Genomic DNA, 15,913 nt, shown 5'->3' with positions numbered 1-15,913 from the left:
GGGTCGGAAGAATCGTGGAGAACCTGATTGCGCTGCTGATCGCGGCGCCCCTGCTCGGAGCGGCCGTCCTGCTGGTCGGCGGCCGTCGGCTCGACGCCGTCGGCCACTGGATCGGCACCGCCCTCTCGACCGTCTCCTTCGTGCTCGGTGTCGTCCTCTTCGCCGACCTGCTCGGCAAGAACCCCGAGCACCGGACGCTCACTCAGCACCTGTACACCTGGGTCCCGGTCGAGGGCTTCCAGGCGGACGTCGCCTTCCGCCTGGACCAGCTGTCGATGACGTTCGTACTGCTGATCACGGGTGTCGGCTCGCTGATCCACCTGTACTCGGTCGGGTACATGGAGCACGACGAGCGGCGCCGCCGCTTCTTCGGCTACCTGAACCTGTTCCTCGCGGCGATGCTGCTGCTCGTCCTCGCCGACAACTACCTGCTGCTGTATGTCGGCTGGGAGGGCGTCGGTCTCGCCTCCTACCTGCTGATCGGCTTCTGGCAGCACAAGCCCAGCGCCGCCACCGCGGCGAAGAAGGCCTTCCTGGTCAACCGCGTCGGCGACATCGGCCTGTCCATCGCGATCATGCTGATGTTCACGACGTTCGGGACGTTCGCCTTCGGACCGGTGCTCGGCTCCCAGGAGGAGCCGGGGCTCGTCGGCAAGGCCGGGGAGGGCACGCTCACCGGCATCGCCCTGATGCTGCTGCTCGCCGCCTGCGGCAAGTCCGCCCAGGTGCCGCTGCAGTCCTGGCTCGGGGACGCGATGGAGGGCCCGACCCCGGTCTCGGCCCTCATCCACGCCGCGACCATGGTGACCGCGGGCGTGTACCTGATCGTCCGCTCCGGAGCGATCTTCAACGCCGCCCCCGACGCACAACTCGTGGTGACCGTCGTCGGTGCCGTCACGCTCCTGTTCGGTGCGATCGTCGGTTGCGCGAAGGACGACATCAAGAAGGCGCTGGCCGGTTCGACCATGTCGCAGATCGGCTACATGGTCCTCGCGGCGGGCCTCGGCCCCATCGGCTACGTCTTCGCGATCATGCACCTGGTGACGCACGGCTTCTTCAAGGCCGGCCTGTTCCTCGGCGCCGGATCGGTCATGCACGGCATGAACGACGAGGTCGACATGCGCAGGTACGGCGGCCTGCGCAAGTACATGCCGATCACCTTCATCACCTTCGGACTCGGCTACCTCGCCATCATCGGCTTCCCGGGCCTGTCCGGCTTCTTCTCCAAGGACGCGATCATCGAGGCGGCGTTCGCCAAGGGCGGCACCGAGGGCTGGATCCTCGGTGGCTGTGCCCTGCTCGGCGCGGCCATCACGGCGTACTACATGACGCGCGTGATGCTGATGACCTTCTTCGGAGAGGAACGCTGGCGGCACGCTCCGACCCCGTCCCCGGCCGAGCCCAGCGTCGAACCGGCGGCGGAGACCCGGGGCGAGTACACAGAGCCTCATCCGCACGAGTCGCCCAAGGTCATGACCATCCCGATGATCGTGCTGGCCTTCGGATCGGTCTTCGCCGGAGCGTTCTTCAGCATCGGCGACCGCTTCGTGCACTGGCTGGAGCCCATCACCGGGCACAGCCACGGCGATTCCCCGGTCAGCGCCCTGACGGTCACCCTCGCCACCATGGTCGTCCTCGTCATCGGCGTGGCCATCGCGTACGGACAGTACGGCCGCCGCCCGGTCCCGGCCGTCGCCCCGCGCGGGTCGCTGCTCACCCGGGCCGCCCGACGCGACCTGCTCCAGGACGACTTCAACCACGTCGTCCTCGTCCGCGGCGGCGAGCACCTCACGCGCTCGCTGGTGTACGTCGACCACACCCTGGTCGACGGGGTCGTCAACGGCTCGGCTGCCTCCGTCGGTGGCCTTTCCGGACGGCTGCGCAAGCTGCAGAACGGCTTCGCGCGCTCCTACGCGGTCTCGATGTTCGGCGGTGCGGCGGTCCTCATCGCCGCGACCCTGCTGATGAGGGCGGTCTGATACCGATGTCCTTTCCCCTTCTGACAGCGACGGCGGCGCTCCCGGCCCTCGGGGCCATCGCCACCGCCGCCGTACCGGCCCCCCGGCGCAACGCCGCCAAACTGCTGGCGCTGGTCGTCTCCCTCGCCACGCTCGCGCTGGCGATCACCATCCTGGTCCGCTTCGACCCCGACGGCGACCGCTACCAGCTCACCGAATCCCATGCCTGGATCGCGGACTTCGGGGTGCGGTACGAGCTGGGCGTGGACGGCATCGCGGTGGCGCTCATCGCGCTGACCGCCCTGCTGATGCCCTTCATCATCCTGGCGGGCTGGCACGACGCCGACCCGCTGGAGACCGGAAGCCGCCGCTGGCGGCCCACGCAGGGCTTCTTCGCCTTGATCCTCGCCGTCGAGGCGATGGTGATCCTCTCCTTCGAGGCCACCGACGTCTTCCTCTTCTACATCTTCTTCGAAGCCATGCTCATCCCGATGTACTTCCTCATCGGAGGCTTCGGGGACCGGGCCCACGAACACGGCGAGAAGGCGGCGTCGACGCAACGGTCGTACGCGGCAGTGAAGTTCCTGCTGTACAACCTGGTCGGCGGTCTGATCATGCTGGCCGCCGTGATCGGGCTGTACGTCGTCGCCGGGAACTTCTCCCTCCAGGAGATCGCCCAGGCGCGGGCCGACGGCACGCTCCACATGGCGACCGACACCGAACGCTGGCTGTTCCTGGGCTTCTTCTTCGCGTTCGCGGTGAAGGCGCCGCTGTGGCCGCTGCACACTTGGCTGCCCAACGCCATGCAGGAGTCCACCGCCCCGGTCGCCGTGCTCATCACGGCGGTCGTCGACAAGGTGGGCACCTTCGCGATGCTCCGCTTCTGCCTCCAGCTGTTCCCGGAGGCGTCGAAGTGGGCGACGCCGGCCATCCTCGTACTGGCGCTGATCAGCATCATCTACGGGGCGCTGCTCGCCGTCGGCCAGCGGGACATCAAGCGACTGGTGGCGTACGCGTCGATCTCGCACTTCGGCTTCATCATCATGGGCATCTTCGCGATGACCAGCCAGGGTCAGTCCGGCGCCACGCTGTACATGGTCAACCACGGGATCTCGACGGCCGCGCTGATGCTGGTCGCCGGCTTCCTGATCTCCCGGCGCGGCTCGCGGCTCATCTCGGACTACGGCGGGGTGCAGAAGGTCGCCCCCGTGCTCGCCGGCACCTTCCTGATCGGTGGTCTGGCGACCCTGTCGCTGCCGGGTCTCGCGCCGTTCGTGAGTGAGTTCCTGGTCCTGGTCGGCACGTTCTCGCGATATCCGGCGATCGGCATCATCGCCACCTTCGGCATCGTGCTCGCCGCGCTCTACACCCTCGTCCTCTATCAGCGGACGATGACGGGCCCGGTGAAGCCGGAGGTCGCCGCGATGCCGGACCTGCGGGCGCGTGAGCTGCTGGTGGTCGCACCGCTGGTCGTACTGCTGATCTTCCTGGGCGTCTACCCGAAGCCCCTCACGAACATCGTCAACCCGGCGGTCAAGCAGACGCTGTCCGACGTACAGAAGAAGGACCCCCAGCCCGAGGTGGAGGCGGCCAAGTGAGCGCAGCAGCCGTCCACAGCCTGTGGACAACCGCGGCCGACCCGATCTCGAAGATCGACGCGCCGAAGATCGAATACGGGCAGCTGTCGCCCACCCTGATCGTCGTGGGCGCGGCGATCGTCGGGGTGCTGGTCGAGGCGTTCGTCCCACGCAAGTCCCGCTACTACGCCCAGGTGTTCGTCTCCGTCGTCGCCCTCGCCGCCGCGTTCGCCGCGGTCGTCGCGCTCGCGGCCGACGGATACGGCACGACGAAGGCACGCATCGCCGCGATGGGCGCCATCGCGGTCGACGGGCCGGCCCTCTTCCTGCAGGGCACGATCCTGCTCGCGGCCCTGGTCGGCCTGTTCACGTTCGCCGAGCGGCGGCTCGACCCGGAGGCGCACGGCAACCGCGTCGACTCCTTCGCGGCACAGGCAGCCTCCGTGCCCGGCAGCGACAGCGAGAAGGCCGCGGTGAAGGCCGGGTTCACCACGACCGAGGTCTTCCCGCTGCTGCTGTTCGCCGTCGCCGGCATGCTGATCTTCCCGTCGGCCAACGACCTGCTGACGCTGTTCGTGGCCCTGGAGGTCTTCTCGCTGCCGCTGTACCTGCTGTGCGCGCTGGCCCGCCGCAAGCGGCTGATGTCGCAGGAGGCCGCGGTCAAGTACTTCCTGCTCGGCGCGTTCGCCTCCGCGTTCACCCTGTTCGGCATCGCCCTGCTGTACGGGTACGCGGGCTCCGTGTCGTACGGGACGATCGCCCAGGTGGTCGACGGCACGGTGAAGAATGTCAGCCCGGCGCTCGCGGACACCATGGGCAACGACGCGCTGTTGCTCGTCGGTGCCGCGATGATCGTGATGGGCCTGCTGTTCAAGGTGGGCGCGGTGCCGTTCCACATGTGGACGCCGGATGTGTACCAGGGCGCGCCGACACCCGTGACGGGGTTCATGGCGGCGGCGACCAAGGTGGCCGCGTTCGGTGCCCTGCTGCGGCTGCTGTACGTCGTGCTGCCGGGCCTGCGCTGGGACTGGCGGCCCGTCATGTGGGGCGTCGCGATCGTGACCATGCTGGGCGGTGCGATCGTCGCGATCACGCAGACCGACATCAAGAGGCTGCTGGCGTACTCGTCGATCGCGCACGCCGGGTTCATCCTCGCGGGTGTCATCGCGACCACGCCGGACGGTGTGTCCTCGGTGCTGTTCTACCTGGCGGCGTACTCGTTCGTGACGATCGGCGCGTTCGCCGTGGTGACCCTGGTGCGTGACGCGGGCGGTGAGGCGACCCACCTGTCCAAGTGGGCGGGGCTCGGCCGCCGGTCGCCGCTGGTCGCGGCCGTGTTCGCGGTGTTCCTGCTGGCCTTCGCGGGCATCCCGCTGACCTCCGGGTTCGCCGGGAAGTTCGCCGTGTTCAAGGCGGCGGCGGAGGGCGGCGCGGGCCCGCTGGTCGTGGTCGGTGTGATCTCGTCGGCGATCGCGGCGTTCTTCTACATCCGCGTGATCGTGCTGATGTTCTTCAGCGAGCCGCGGCCCGAGGGCCCGACCGTCGCGGTCCCGTCGCCGCTGACGATGACGGCGATCGGCGTGGGCGTAGCGGTGACGCTGGTGCTGGGCGTGGCTCCGCAGTACTTCCTGGACCTGGCGAACCAGGCAGGGGTGTTCGTGCGCTGACCCGCGGCACGCGCGCATGGCCCCGGTTCCCTCGAGGGAGCCGGGGCCTTCGCACCTGCTCAGGCGGTCGATGTCCCTCAGCCTGTGGATAACTTCCGGGGCTGTCGGTGCGGACCCCTATCGTGGAGGCAGTGGTCGAGGGACGACGTACGGGGGACATCACGATGGGCGGGACGGGCGGGATCAGCGAGATGCCAGAGGTGACTGAGAACGAGTCGCTCGCCACACTGCACCGGGTCTTCGGGTACGAGGCCTTCCGCGGCGAGCAGGAAGCGATCATCGAGCACGTCGTGGCCGGCGGGGACGCCGTCGTCCTCATGCCGACCGGTGGTGGCAAGTCGCTGTGCTACCAGATCCCGGCCCTGGTCAGACCCGGTACGGGCGTCGTGGTATCCCCCCTCATCGCGCTGATGCAGGACCAGGTGGACGCGCTGCGGGCGCTCGGTGTGCGCGCCGGGTTCATGAACTCCACGCAGGACTTCGACGAGCGGCGGGTGGTCGAGGCCGAGTTCCTCGCGGGTGAGCTGGACCTGCTCTACCTGGCCCCGGAGCGGCTGCGTCTGCAGTCCTCCCTGGAGCTTCTGTCACGCGGCAAGATCTCTGTCTTCGCCGTCGACGAGGCGCACTGCGTGTCCCAGTGGGGCCACGACTTCCGCCCCGACTATCTCGCCCTGTCCCTGCTCGGCGAGCGCTGGCCGGACGTGCCGCGGATCGCGCTCACGGCGACGGCCACGCACGCGACGCACCAGGAGATCACCCAGCGGCTGAACATGCCGGCGGCCCGGCACTTCGTCGCCAGCTTCGACCGGCCCAACATCCAGTACCGGGTCGTGCCGAAGGCCGATCCAAAGAAGCAGCTGCTCAGCTTTCTGCGCGAGGAGCACCCGGGCGACGCGGGCATCGTGTACTGCCTCTCGCGCAACTCCGTGGAGAAGACGGCCGAGTTCCTGTCCGGCAAGGGCATCGAGGCGGTGCCGTACCACGCGGGCCTGGACGCGGGCACCCGTGCGGCGCACCAGTCCCGGTTCCTGCGCGAGGAGGGTCTCGTCGTGGTCGCGACCATCGCCTTCGGCATGGGCATCGACAAGCCGGACGTCCGTTTCGTGGCCCACCTCGACCTGCCCAAGTCCGTCGAGGGCTACTACCAGGAGACGGGCCGGGCGGGCCGCGACGGACTGCCGTCCACAGCCTGGATGGCGTACGGGCTGAACGACGTCATACAACAGCGCAAGCTGATCCAGTCCGGCGAGGGCGACGAGGCGTTCCGCCGCCGGGCCGCCGCGCACCTGGACTCGATGCTGGCGCTGTGCGAGACGGCCCAGTGCCGGCGCGGCCAGCTCCTCGCCTACTTCGGCCAGGACCCCGACGCGGCGGGCTGCGGCAACTGCGACACCTGCCTGACCCCGCCGGAGACCTGGGACGGGACGGTCGCCGCCCAGAAGGTGCTGTCGACGGTGGTGCGGTTGCAGCGGGAACGGGGCCAGAAGTTCGGTGCCGTGCAGATCGTCGACATCCTGCTGGGGAAGCGCACGGGCAAGGTCATCCAGTTCGACCATGACCAGCTGTCCGTGTTCGGCATCGGTGAGGAACTGACCGAGGGCGAGTGGCGGGGCGTCGTCCGGCAGATGCTGGCGCAGGGACTGCTGGCGGTCGAGGGGGAGTACGGCACCTTGGTGCTGACCGAGGCCAGCGGGGCGGTGCTGCGGCGGGAGCGGGAGGTGCCGCTGCGCAAGGAGCCGAAGAAGCCGGTGGCCTCGCGGTCGGCCGGCGCGTCCGGCTCGGCGGGCTCGGCGGGCTCCGGCCGGGGCGAGCGCAAGGCCAAGGCTGCCGTTGCCGAGCTGCCCGAGGAACTGCTCCCCGCCTTCGAGGCCCTGCGTGCCTGGCGCGCCGAGCAGGCCCGCGAGCAGGGTGTCCCGGCGTACGTGATCTTCCACGACGCCACGCTGCGGGAGATCGCCGGCGTCTGGCCCACGTCGGTGCGGGAACTCGGGGGGATCAGCGGGATCGGCGAGAAGAAGCTGGCGACGTACGGGGAGGGCGTGCTGGCGGTGCTGGATGCGCTGAGCACGCCGAGCGGCGGGGCGCCTGCGAGCGCCCCTGCGGGTGCCGGCGGCGATGCGGGTGCGGGCGGCGCGGTGTCGGGCGGCGCGGTGTCGGGCGGAGCCGTGTCGACCGCGGGAGCCGGCGGTGCGGACGACTGGCCCGAGATGGCGGAGGAGCCGGAGCCGGACGACTGGATATAGGGGTGGGGGCCGATGAGGGCACGTCGGTGCGCCCTCATCGGCCCCCGGTGACCGGCACCGTCACAGGGCGCGTGCAGCGTACGCCCTGACGTCCGCGTCCGAGTCCGTCGTCGCCGTGGCGAGGGCCGCGCGGGCCTCCCCGGCGGAGCTGTGCCGGGTCAGTGCCAGGACCGCGGCCTTGCGGACGTCCGCGTTCGGGTCGGCGAGAGCCTTGGCCAGCGCCGGGACGGCGACGTCGAGTGCGGCGGCCGACAGCGCGGTGGCGGCACCGGCGCGCACCTGCCAGGCAGGGTCGCTCTGAGCGGCCACGGCCTGCTCGGCCAACGGAGCCGGGCACCCGGCGGACGCCAGCGCTTCGTAGGCGGCACCGCGTACGAGGGCGTCGGGGTCGTGGGTGAGGGCGGTGAGGGCAGCCAGGAGAGCGTCACTGTCGGGCCCCGCCGCAGCCCTGCCCGAGTCGCTCGTCCCCGCGGCCAGCGTGCCCAAGGCCTTCGCGAAGGTCACCCGGACCTCGCGGGACGGGTCCGTGGTGGCTGCCTCGGCGAGGGGGATGACCGCGTCGACCGAGACGAGGGCGCGGACGGCCTCGATGCGGACGGCGGGGTCGGGATCGGCGAGGGCGATGGTGAAGAGGGCAGCGTCGCCCAGGCGCAGGGCGCGCAGGACGTCCAGGGCCGCGGCACGGACGACGGGGTCGGCGCCGCCGGACACCGCATCGGCGAGGAGTTCGCGCAGGGCCGGCTCGGGCGGCAGCGTCTCGACCAGCTCGCGCAGCGAGGCCGCCGCGGCGGCGCGGACGCCGGCGTCGCTGTCGGAGAGCGCTGCGGCGAGCGCCGGGCCGGTTCCCGGCGGCACCGTCTCCGTCAGGACGGCGACGGCCGTGCGGCGGACCGCGGGCTCGGAGTCGGCCAGGTAGGAGGCGAGGGCGGAGAGCTCGGGCTCCTCCTCCGCGAGGGCGAGGAGAGCGACGAGGCGGGGTGAGGTCGGCACCTCCGCGTCGGCTTCGGGGTGAGCGGCTCCGGTGGGCACAGCGGCGACCTGACCCTTCGCCACCGGAGCCACCTCGCGCGCGCCCGCCGTGGCCACCTGCTCCGCGTGGACCTCGCCGAGGTGCCGGGAGGGCCCGCCGACCGGGGTGAACTCGTCGATCGGAACCAGATAGGGGGCCACGGGACGGGCCGTGAACTCCATCGCACCGGAGGGGGACTTGTGCAGGTCGAGATGGTGGAACCAGGACGCGTCGTCGCGCTGGGGGTGATCGAGCCGGTCGTGGTAGAGGCCCCAGCGGGACTCCGTGCGGGCCAGGGAGGCACGCGCGGCCATCTCCGCGCAGTCACGGATGAAGGTCACCTCCGCACAGCGCATCAGCTCGTGCGGGGTGGCCGCCCCCATCGCGGCGATGTCCTCCCGCATCCGCTCGAAGGACTCCAGGGCCAGGGAGAGCCGCGCACCCGACTTCGGCGGGGCGACGTAGTCGTTGACGAAGCGGCGCAGCTTGTACTCGACCTGGGTCTGCGGCGGCCCGTCGGGATTGCGCAGCGGGCGGTAGATCAGCTCGTGCGCCTCCTGGAGCTGGTCAAGGGGAAGCTCCCCGGCGTAAGCCGCGTACTGGGAGGCGTCCGCGCCCGCCAGGTCCCCGAACACGAACGCGCCGATCATGTAGTTGTGCGGGACGCAGGCGAGGTCACCGGCGGCGTACAGCCCGGGCACGGTCGTACGGGCGTGGTCGTCGACGCGTACGCCGGAGGCCGAGTGGCCGCCGCACAGGCCGATCTCGGAGATGTGCATCTCGACGTCATGGGTGCGGTAGTCGTGGCCCCGGCCGGAGTGGAACGTGCCGCGGGTGGGGCGCTCGGTGGAGTGCAGGATCGACTCCAGCGCCGAGACCGACTCCTCGGGCAGGTGGCTGAGCTTCAGGTAGACCGGGCCGCGGTCCGAGGCGACCTCCGCCGCGAACTCGGCCATCATCTGGCCCGACCAGTAGTCGGAGTCGACGAAGCGTTCGCCGTGCCGGTTGACCTGGTAGCCGCCGAAGGGGTTGGCGACATAGGCGCAGGCCGGACCGTTGTAGTCCTTGATCAGCGGGTTGATCTGGAAGCATTCGATGCCGGTGAGCTCGGCGCCCGCGTGGTACGCCATGGCGTAGCCGTCGCCCGCGTTGGTGGGGTTCTCGTACGTGCCGTAGAGGTAGCCGGAAGCGGGCAGGCCGAGGCGGCCGCAGGCGCCGGTGGCGAGGATCACCGCGCCGGCGCGAACGGTGACGAATTGCCCCGTGCGGGTGTTGAAGCCGGCCGCCCCCACGGCCCGACGCTCCGCGCCCTCGCCCGCGGTCAGCACGCGGACCGGCATCACCCGGTTCTCGATCCGGATCCGCTCCCGCATCTCGCGCCGCCGCAGCTGGCGGTACAGGACCTTCTTGACGTCCTTGCCCTCCGGCATCGGCAGGACGTAGGAGCCGGAGCGGTGGACCTGGCGGACCGCGTACTCGCCGTGCTCGTCCTTCTCGAACTTCACGCCGTACGACTCCAGCCGCTGCACCATGGCGAAGCCGCGGGTGGCGGTCTGGCGGACGGTGGACTGGTCGACGATGCCGTCGTTGGCGCGGGTGATCTCGGCGACGTAGTCGTCGGGCTCGGCGCGGCCCGGGATGACCGCGTTGTTGACGCCGTCCATGCCCATGGCGAGCGCGCCGGAGTGGCGGACGTGGGCCTTCTCCAGCAGCAGCACGTCGGCGCCGTGTTCGGCGGCGGTGAGGGCCGCCATGGTGCCGGCGGTGCCACCGCCGATGACGAGGACGTCGCAGGTCAGTTCCTCGGCGTCGGCGAGTGCGGGGATCTGCAGGGGGGTGTCCGTGGGAGCCACCGGGATGCCTTTCACGTACCGGGTCACGTGCCGAGTCACGTACCGAAGGAGGTCAGGACGTCGCGTCGCAGGGCCACGCGCGCGGGGTCGTCGTGCGCCGAGCGGTCACGCGGGCGCGGTACGTCCCGTACGGCGAGGAGGCCGCCGGCGCCGAGGAGGGCCACGCGGTCGCCGAGGAACAGTGCCTCGTCCACGTCGTGGGTGACGAAGACGACGGTCGCGCCCGTGCCGCGCAGCACCTCCACCAGCAGGTCCTGCATGCCGGCGCGGGTCTGTGCGTCGAGCGCGCCGAACGGCTCGTCCATGAGGACGGCGCGGGGGCTGCCGGCCAGGGCGCGGGCCAGCTGGGCGCGTTGGCGCTGGCCGCCGGAGACGCGGTGCGGCAACTGGCGGGCGTGCTCGGCGAGTCCGACCCGGGCCAGCCACGCCTCGGCCTGCGCACGCCGGTCGGAGCGCGCCACACCGCGGATGGCCAGCGGGAGTTCGACGTTGGCGCGCAGGGTGCGCCAGGGGAGGAGGGCGTCCTCCTGGAAGACCAGGGCGCGGTCGGCGGACGGGCCCGCCAGCGGGCGCCCGTCCTGGGCGATCTCCCCGCCGAGCGGTGACAGCAGGCCGGCCAGGGTGCGCAGGAGGGTGGACTTGCCGCAGCCGGACGGGCCGACGACGGTGAGGATCTCGCCGGGGGCGACGTCCAGGTCGACGTCGTCCAGTACCGGAGCGTCCGGGCGGCCCAGGGAGGCGGCGCGGAGCGTGAGGCGGGTGCCGCGCGCGGGCGCACCCCCCTCCTGGGCAGGGAGCGTCTGCTTCTTGGAGAGGCCGCCTGACGTGGTGCTCGTCGCGGTCTCAGACGAGGTGCTCATCGCGCGCCTCCTCGGCCTCGGGTGCGGTCTTCGGACTGGGCTGCGGCTGGGCGGGCCGGACGGCTCGGACCCGGGCTCCGGGCACGTACGAGGTGCGCGGCAGCCAGCGGGTCAGGCGGCGGCCCAGGAGTTCCACGGCCGTGGAGGTGAGCCAGCCGAGGACGCCGATGGTGACCATGCCGACGAACACGCCGGGGTAGTTGACGATCGTGTAGTCCTGCCAGGTGCGGTAGCCGACGCCGTACTGGCCGGAAATCATCTCGGCGGAGATCACACAGATCCACGAGACGCCGATGCCGACCGACAGGCCGCCGAAGATGCCGGGCAGCGCGCCCGGCAGGATCACCGAGCCGAGGATCCGCCACCGGCCGCCGCCCATGGTGCGCACCGCCTCTTCCCAGACCGGGGCCAGTGCGCGGACCGCGTGCCGGGTGGAGACCAGCACGGGGAAGAAGGCGGCGGTGAAGGTGATGAAGACGATGCCCTGCTCGTTGGAGGGGAAGAGCAGGATCGCAACGGGGACCAGGGCGATCGCCGGGATCGGGCGGACGACCTCCAGGATCGGCCCGATCAGGTCCTCGGCGAGCCGAGAGCGGGCCACGAGCACGCCCGTGGCCACGCCCAGCACCGCCGCGAGCAGGAAGCCGGTGACGATGCGGGTCAGGCTGTCCGTCAGGTCCGTCCAGTAGTCGGGCCCCGACAGGCGGTCGGCGAAGGCCCGGGCCACGTCGGCGACCGTGGGGAACTGCGAGAAACGCAGCCACAGGTCGACGTTCAGGCTGGTCAACAGCTGCCAGAGGCCGAGGGCGACCGCGAGGGCGACCACCCGCAGCGCGTACCGGCCGACCGGCCTGCGGTGCAGGGGCGCGGCGGTCATGCGGCACGCCCCAGCGCGTCGTCGTACGTGATGACGCGCGCCCCGCCGTGGGCGGTGATGTACGCCTGGGCGGTCTCCGGGGCGACGAAGGGCAGCACCTGGTCGCCGTCGGCCACCCAGACCGCCTTGTCGGCGAACCAGAGGGTGCCGGTGGTGGTGTCGGGAACGTAGGCCGCGCGGATGCCGTCGCGGTGCTTGGCGACGTAGCCGAGCAGTTCGGCGGGCGTCTTGAAAGTCTGCGTCCGGGTGGCGCCCTTCGGCCACACCTCGCTCGCCGCGGGCGGCGGCGCGGAGGCGAGGCGCTTGGCGTACGACGAGCCGAGGGCCTTCTTCACGTACTGGTCGTCGACGAAGGAGTCCACGTCCACGTCACCGGTGAGCTTCGCCGCCTTCAGCACCGACACGTCGTCCTTGAGGGCGGAGACGAGCTGCGGCTTGACGGCCGGGTCGAAGGTGGAGATGCCGTGGGCGCCGTTGTAGAGGTAGACGACCTCGGCGGGCAGGCCGGTGGCCTTCGCGACCTTCTCGGCGGCGTCGACCGGGTGGTCGTTGAGGTAGTCGGTCGCCTCGGCCTGGGCCTTGAGGAACGCCTCCAGCACGGCCGGGCGCTTCTTCGCGAAGTCCTCGCGCGCGGTGACCCCGTGGAAGGTCGGCAGGTCGAGCTGGGCACCGTCGTAGAGGGCCTTGGCCTTGCCCTGGTAGGCCAGCAGACCGGGCCAGGCGACGAACTGGGAGAGCGCGTCCGCGCTGCCCGCCGTGAGGGCCGAGGCGCCCACCGCGGGCTGCTGGTTGAGCTTCTCGATGCCCTTCTCGGGGTCGATGCCGGCGCGCTGGAGGGCACGCACGAGGGTGCCGTCGGCGGCGGAGCCGATGCTCGTCGAGACCTTCTTGCCCTTGAGGTCCTTCAGGGAGGTGAGCTTGGAGCCGGGGGCGGTGACGATGGTGTTGAGGCCGCCGCGCAGGTTGTAACCGGTGACCGAGACCAGGTGGGTGGGGCTGCCGAGCTGCTTGCCCCGGGCCGCGTTGATGAGCAGCGGGAAGTCGCCCATCGAACCGATGTCGATCTTCCCGGCGGTCATCTGGGCGGTGATCGGGGCGCCGGTGGCGTAGTCCTGCCAGGCGACCTTGTACGTGTGGCCGTCGTGGAGGGCGTTGAGCTGCTTTTCGAAGTAGCCGAGGGAGCGGAGCAGCGTCCCGGCGGTGACCGTGTTGATGGTCTTGGACTGGTAGCCGACGGTCACCGTGACCGTGGAGCCGTCGTCTCCGGCCGCCGCGTTGCCGCCGCAGGCGGTGAGGGGCAGGAGCAGGAGCGAGGCGGCGAGGAGTGCTTTGTTCTTCATGGGGTTCGGACCTCTCACCGGAGCAGATAGGGCATGTTGACCGTGACGGCTCCGGTGGGACAGCGGGCCGCGCACGGGCCGCAGTACCAGCACTCGTCGACGTGCATGTACGCCTTGCCGTTGCTCTCGTCGATGGCGAGGGAGTCCAGGGGACACATCTCCACGCAGAGCGTGCAGCCCTCGATGCACTTCGACTCGTCGATGGTCACGGGCACGTCGGCCCGCTGGGGCACCAAGGGCATGGCTGTCTCCAGAGATTTCCTGAGATTCCCCGCGCGACAGCGAACCGATGAGGCCGTGCCGAACGATGAAGGGGTGAAGGGGCGGGTCGGAGCGGGGATGGGGGATGTCAGAGGGAGCGGTGCAGCAGGCCGCTCATGGTGATGCGGTCGCCGCGGAAGCGGATGAACTCCAGGTCGACGGGGCGGCCGTCGGCGAGGTGGGTGAGGCGTTCCAGCATCAGGACCGCCGCACCGCGCGGGGCCTCGAGTACGGCGGCGGAGTTGGCGTCCGCGTTCACCGCCTCCAGGGTGATCTCGGCGTGGCCGAGGGGCAGGCCGGTGATCGATTCCAGGAGGCGGAAGACATCGGTGTTCTCCAGGTCGCAGTCGAGGAGCGCGGTGCCGATGTCGAGGGGGATGTACGTCAGGTCGAGTGAGAGGGGGAGGCCGTTGAGGCGGCGCAGACGTTCGATGTAGAGGACGTCGGTACCGGCCGGGACCCGGAGGCGGTCGGCCACGGGTGCGGGCGCGGGGACGGGGGCCATGGTGCGGACCTCGTTGGTGACGGTGCCGTGCTCGCGCAGGGTTTCCGCGAGGCCCATCAGGCGGTCGAGTCCATGGGGGTACTTCTGGGCCACGACCACCGTGCCGACACCGGGCTGGCGTTCCACGAGCCCCTCCGCACGGAGGAGATCGAGGGCCTGGCGCACGGTGTTGCGGGAGGCGCCGTAGTCGGTGGCGAGGGTGGTCTCGTGCGGCAGGGTGCCGGCCGTGAAGCCGCCGGTGAGGATCTGGTGGCGGAGGAGGTCGGCGAGCTGCCGGGCCTGATCGGCGCGCAGCCGACGCCGCGCACGGTGGGCGGCGACGGTGGTCGCGCCCTGGCCGGCGTGGTCTCGGATGCGGTCGGTGGACATGGCGGAACCATATCTACCCGGTAGGGATAGTGGTGTTGCGGAAGTGTTGCGCCAGTCTTCGAAGCGTCAGATAACGAGCTGACCTGCTGTTTCTTCGCAGGGCGAGCAAGATCTGCCACTTTTGCCTGCCAGGGCCCCACCTGCTCGCCGTGCCGCGGTTGCCCGGTTACGTCAGTGCGGTCAGCCCGGGCGCGAACGTGATGAGCAGCGGCAGCAACGGCACCAGCGCGGCCACCGTCGACGTCAGGGCGCGGTGCCTGCGGCCCAGGCGGGGCGGCGGTTCGAGGAGACGGTCCACGCGTTCGCCCAGGAGGCGGTGGCTGGAGGCGCAGGACAGGACGCCGCGGTGCTGGTTCAGCTCGATCAGGGCCAGGGCCGTCGTCAGATGACCGCAGCGGCGGGAGGCCGTGTCGTCGGCGGCGAGTTCGACCAGGCGGTGCGTCTGGTCGCAGAAGTGGGAGAAGAGAGGGATACGGGGGAAGCCGGTGGCCAGGGCAGTGGAGAGGTGCAGGAGCCAGTCGTGGTGGGCGCGGGCGTGGCCGCGCTCATGGGTGAGGACGGCATCGAGCTGGTGGGCGGTGAGGCGGTGCAGGGCGCCGGTGGTGACGATCAGCTGGGGCGGATGGCCGGGCATCCACCAGGCGTCGGGGTACTCGTCCTCCAGCACCAGCAGCGGACCGCGGGCCGAGCCCAGGCCGGCGGGCAGGTCGGGGGCGCGTTCACGCAGGTGGGCGCGGGTCCTGCCGCGGCGGCGGCGCGCCTCGACCAGTTCACGGCCGAGCATGGCGGTGGTCCAGGCGGCGCCACAGGCCAGCAGCAGGGTGAGTGCGGCCGCCCAGAGGGGCGCGGCCGAGAGGTCGTACGCCTCGGCCACCGCCGTCGGCGCGGGCGCGAACACATGGGTGCGGACGGTGTGGAAGACGGCGGCCGCGCCCAGGAGCAGGGCGGTCAGGCAGCACAGCAGCACGGTGGCGACCAGGCACTGCCACGCCCACAGCCCCACCACCGGTTCCCGCTCCGGCCACACCGCCCGGGTCAGCGCACGCGGGACCGGCACGGCGGCCGCCAGAGCGACGGCGCTCAGCAGGAGCAGGCAGACGGTCATGCCACGGGCTCCGGTCCTGGTCGGGAGGCGGAAGGAGTGGGGGCAGTGCGGAGTACGGGGCTGGGGCTGTGTGCGGCGAGGGCGGCTCATCGCACGGGGGTGTGGCTCGGTTGTGCGGCGAGGGCGGCCCACCGCACGCGGGTCCAGCTGTGTGCGGCGAGCGCGGCTCCCCGCGCGGGGGTCTGGCTCGGTTGTGCGGCAAGCGCGCCTCACCGCACGGTGGGCGGCCTCATCCAGGGGCTCCCGTCGCCAGTATGACGGCGTGAGCCGGTGGAGTCAGCCCGATGGG

The 15,913-nt window shown here is 71.2% G+C and carries 11 protein-coding genes; 4 read left to right on the top strand and 7 right to left on the bottom strand.

Going from position 1 to position 15,913, the window contains the following annotated elements; translation table 11 throughout:
- Nucleotides 1-14 precede the first annotated feature (14 nt).
- The 4 genes from nuoL (at nt 15) to recQ (ending at nt 7,445) form a co-directional block, all read left to right on the top strand.
- Nucleotides 15-1,979 carry an NADH-quinone oxidoreductase subunit L gene (gene nuoL, locus IG99_RS15845; RefSeq protein WP_037674410.1) on the top strand — a complete coding sequence of 655 codons (1,965 nt, stop codon included), beginning with the start codon at nt 15-17 and terminating at the stop codon, nt 1,977-1,979.
- 5 nt (nt 1,980-1,984) lie between these two features.
- On the top strand, nt 1,985-3,556 hold the full coding sequence (locus IG99_RS15840; protein WP_037674408.1) for an NADH-quinone oxidoreductase subunit M: 1,572 nt from the start codon (nt 1,985-1,987) through the stop codon (nt 3,554-3,556).
- The gene (gene nuoN, locus IG99_RS15835) at nt 3,553-5,202 is read left to right on the top strand and encodes an NADH-quinone oxidoreductase subunit NuoN (protein WP_037674407.1); all 1,650 of its coding nucleotides are present in this window, start codon (nt 3,553-3,555) and stop codon (nt 5,200-5,202) included. The genes IG99_RS15840 and nuoN overlap by 4 nt, the downstream gene beginning before the upstream one ends.
- A gap of 164 nt (nt 5,203-5,366) precedes the next feature.
- Entirely contained in the window at nt 5,367-7,445 is a 2,079-nt protein-coding gene (recQ, locus tag IG99_RS15830; protein ID WP_037674406.1) for a DNA helicase RecQ, read from the top strand.
- Nucleotides 7,446-7,505: 60 nt separating this feature from the next.
- Here recQ and IG99_RS15825 read toward each other — a convergent pair whose 3' ends face one another.
- The 7 genes from IG99_RS15825 to IG99_RS15795 all read right to left on the bottom strand — a co-directional run bounded on the left by IG99_RS15825 (nt 7,506) and on the right by IG99_RS15795 (nt 15,624).
- Nucleotides 7,506-10,334, bottom strand: coding sequence for a fumarate reductase/succinate dehydrogenase flavoprotein subunit (locus tag IG99_RS15825; protein WP_394298023.1), 2,829 nt, complete (start codon nt 10,332-10,334; stop codon nt 7,506-7,508).
- 8 nt (nt 10,335-10,342) lie between these two features.
- Nucleotides 10,343-11,167 carry an ABC transporter ATP-binding protein gene (locus tag IG99_RS15820; RefSeq protein ID WP_037674405.1) on the bottom strand — a complete coding sequence of 275 codons (825 nt, stop codon included), beginning with the start codon at nt 11,165-11,167 and terminating at the stop codon, nt 10,343-10,345.
- Entirely contained in the window at nt 11,151-12,044 is an 894-nt protein-coding gene (locus IG99_RS15815) for an ABC transporter permease (protein WP_037674403.1), read from the bottom strand. The genes IG99_RS15820 and IG99_RS15815 overlap by 17 nt, the downstream gene beginning before the upstream one ends.
- Entirely contained in the window at nt 12,041-13,384 is a 1,344-nt protein-coding gene (locus tag IG99_RS15810) for an ABC transporter substrate-binding protein (protein ID WP_037674400.1), read from the bottom strand. The genes IG99_RS15815 and IG99_RS15810 overlap by 4 nt, the downstream gene beginning before the upstream one ends.
- A 14-nt stretch (nt 13,385-13,398) precedes the next feature.
- Nucleotides 13,399-13,626, bottom strand: a complete 228-nt coding sequence (locus IG99_RS15805; protein ID WP_037674398.1) for a 4Fe-4S dicluster domain-containing protein — start codon at nt 13,624-13,626, stop codon at nt 13,399-13,401.
- A gap of 107 nt (nt 13,627-13,733) precedes the next feature.
- The gene (locus IG99_RS15800) at nt 13,734-14,519 is read right to left on the bottom strand and encodes a GntR family transcriptional regulator (RefSeq protein WP_037674395.1); all 786 of its coding nucleotides are present in this window, start codon (nt 14,517-14,519) and stop codon (nt 13,734-13,736) included.
- 166 nt (nt 14,520-14,685) lie between these two features.
- The gene (locus tag IG99_RS15795; protein ID WP_037674392.1) at nt 14,686-15,624 is read right to left on the bottom strand and encodes a M56 family metallopeptidase; all 939 of its coding nucleotides are present in this window, start codon (nt 15,622-15,624) and stop codon (nt 14,686-14,688) included.
- Nucleotides 15,625-15,913 lie beyond the last annotated feature (289 nt).

This window comes from Streptomyces griseus subsp. griseus (genome assembly GCF_000720255.1).
GTDB classification, from domain to species: Bacteria; Actinomycetota; Actinomycetes; order Streptomycetales; family Streptomycetaceae; genus Streptomyces; species Streptomyces griseus_I.
This window is presented reverse-complemented; position numbering and strand designations above follow the sequence as displayed.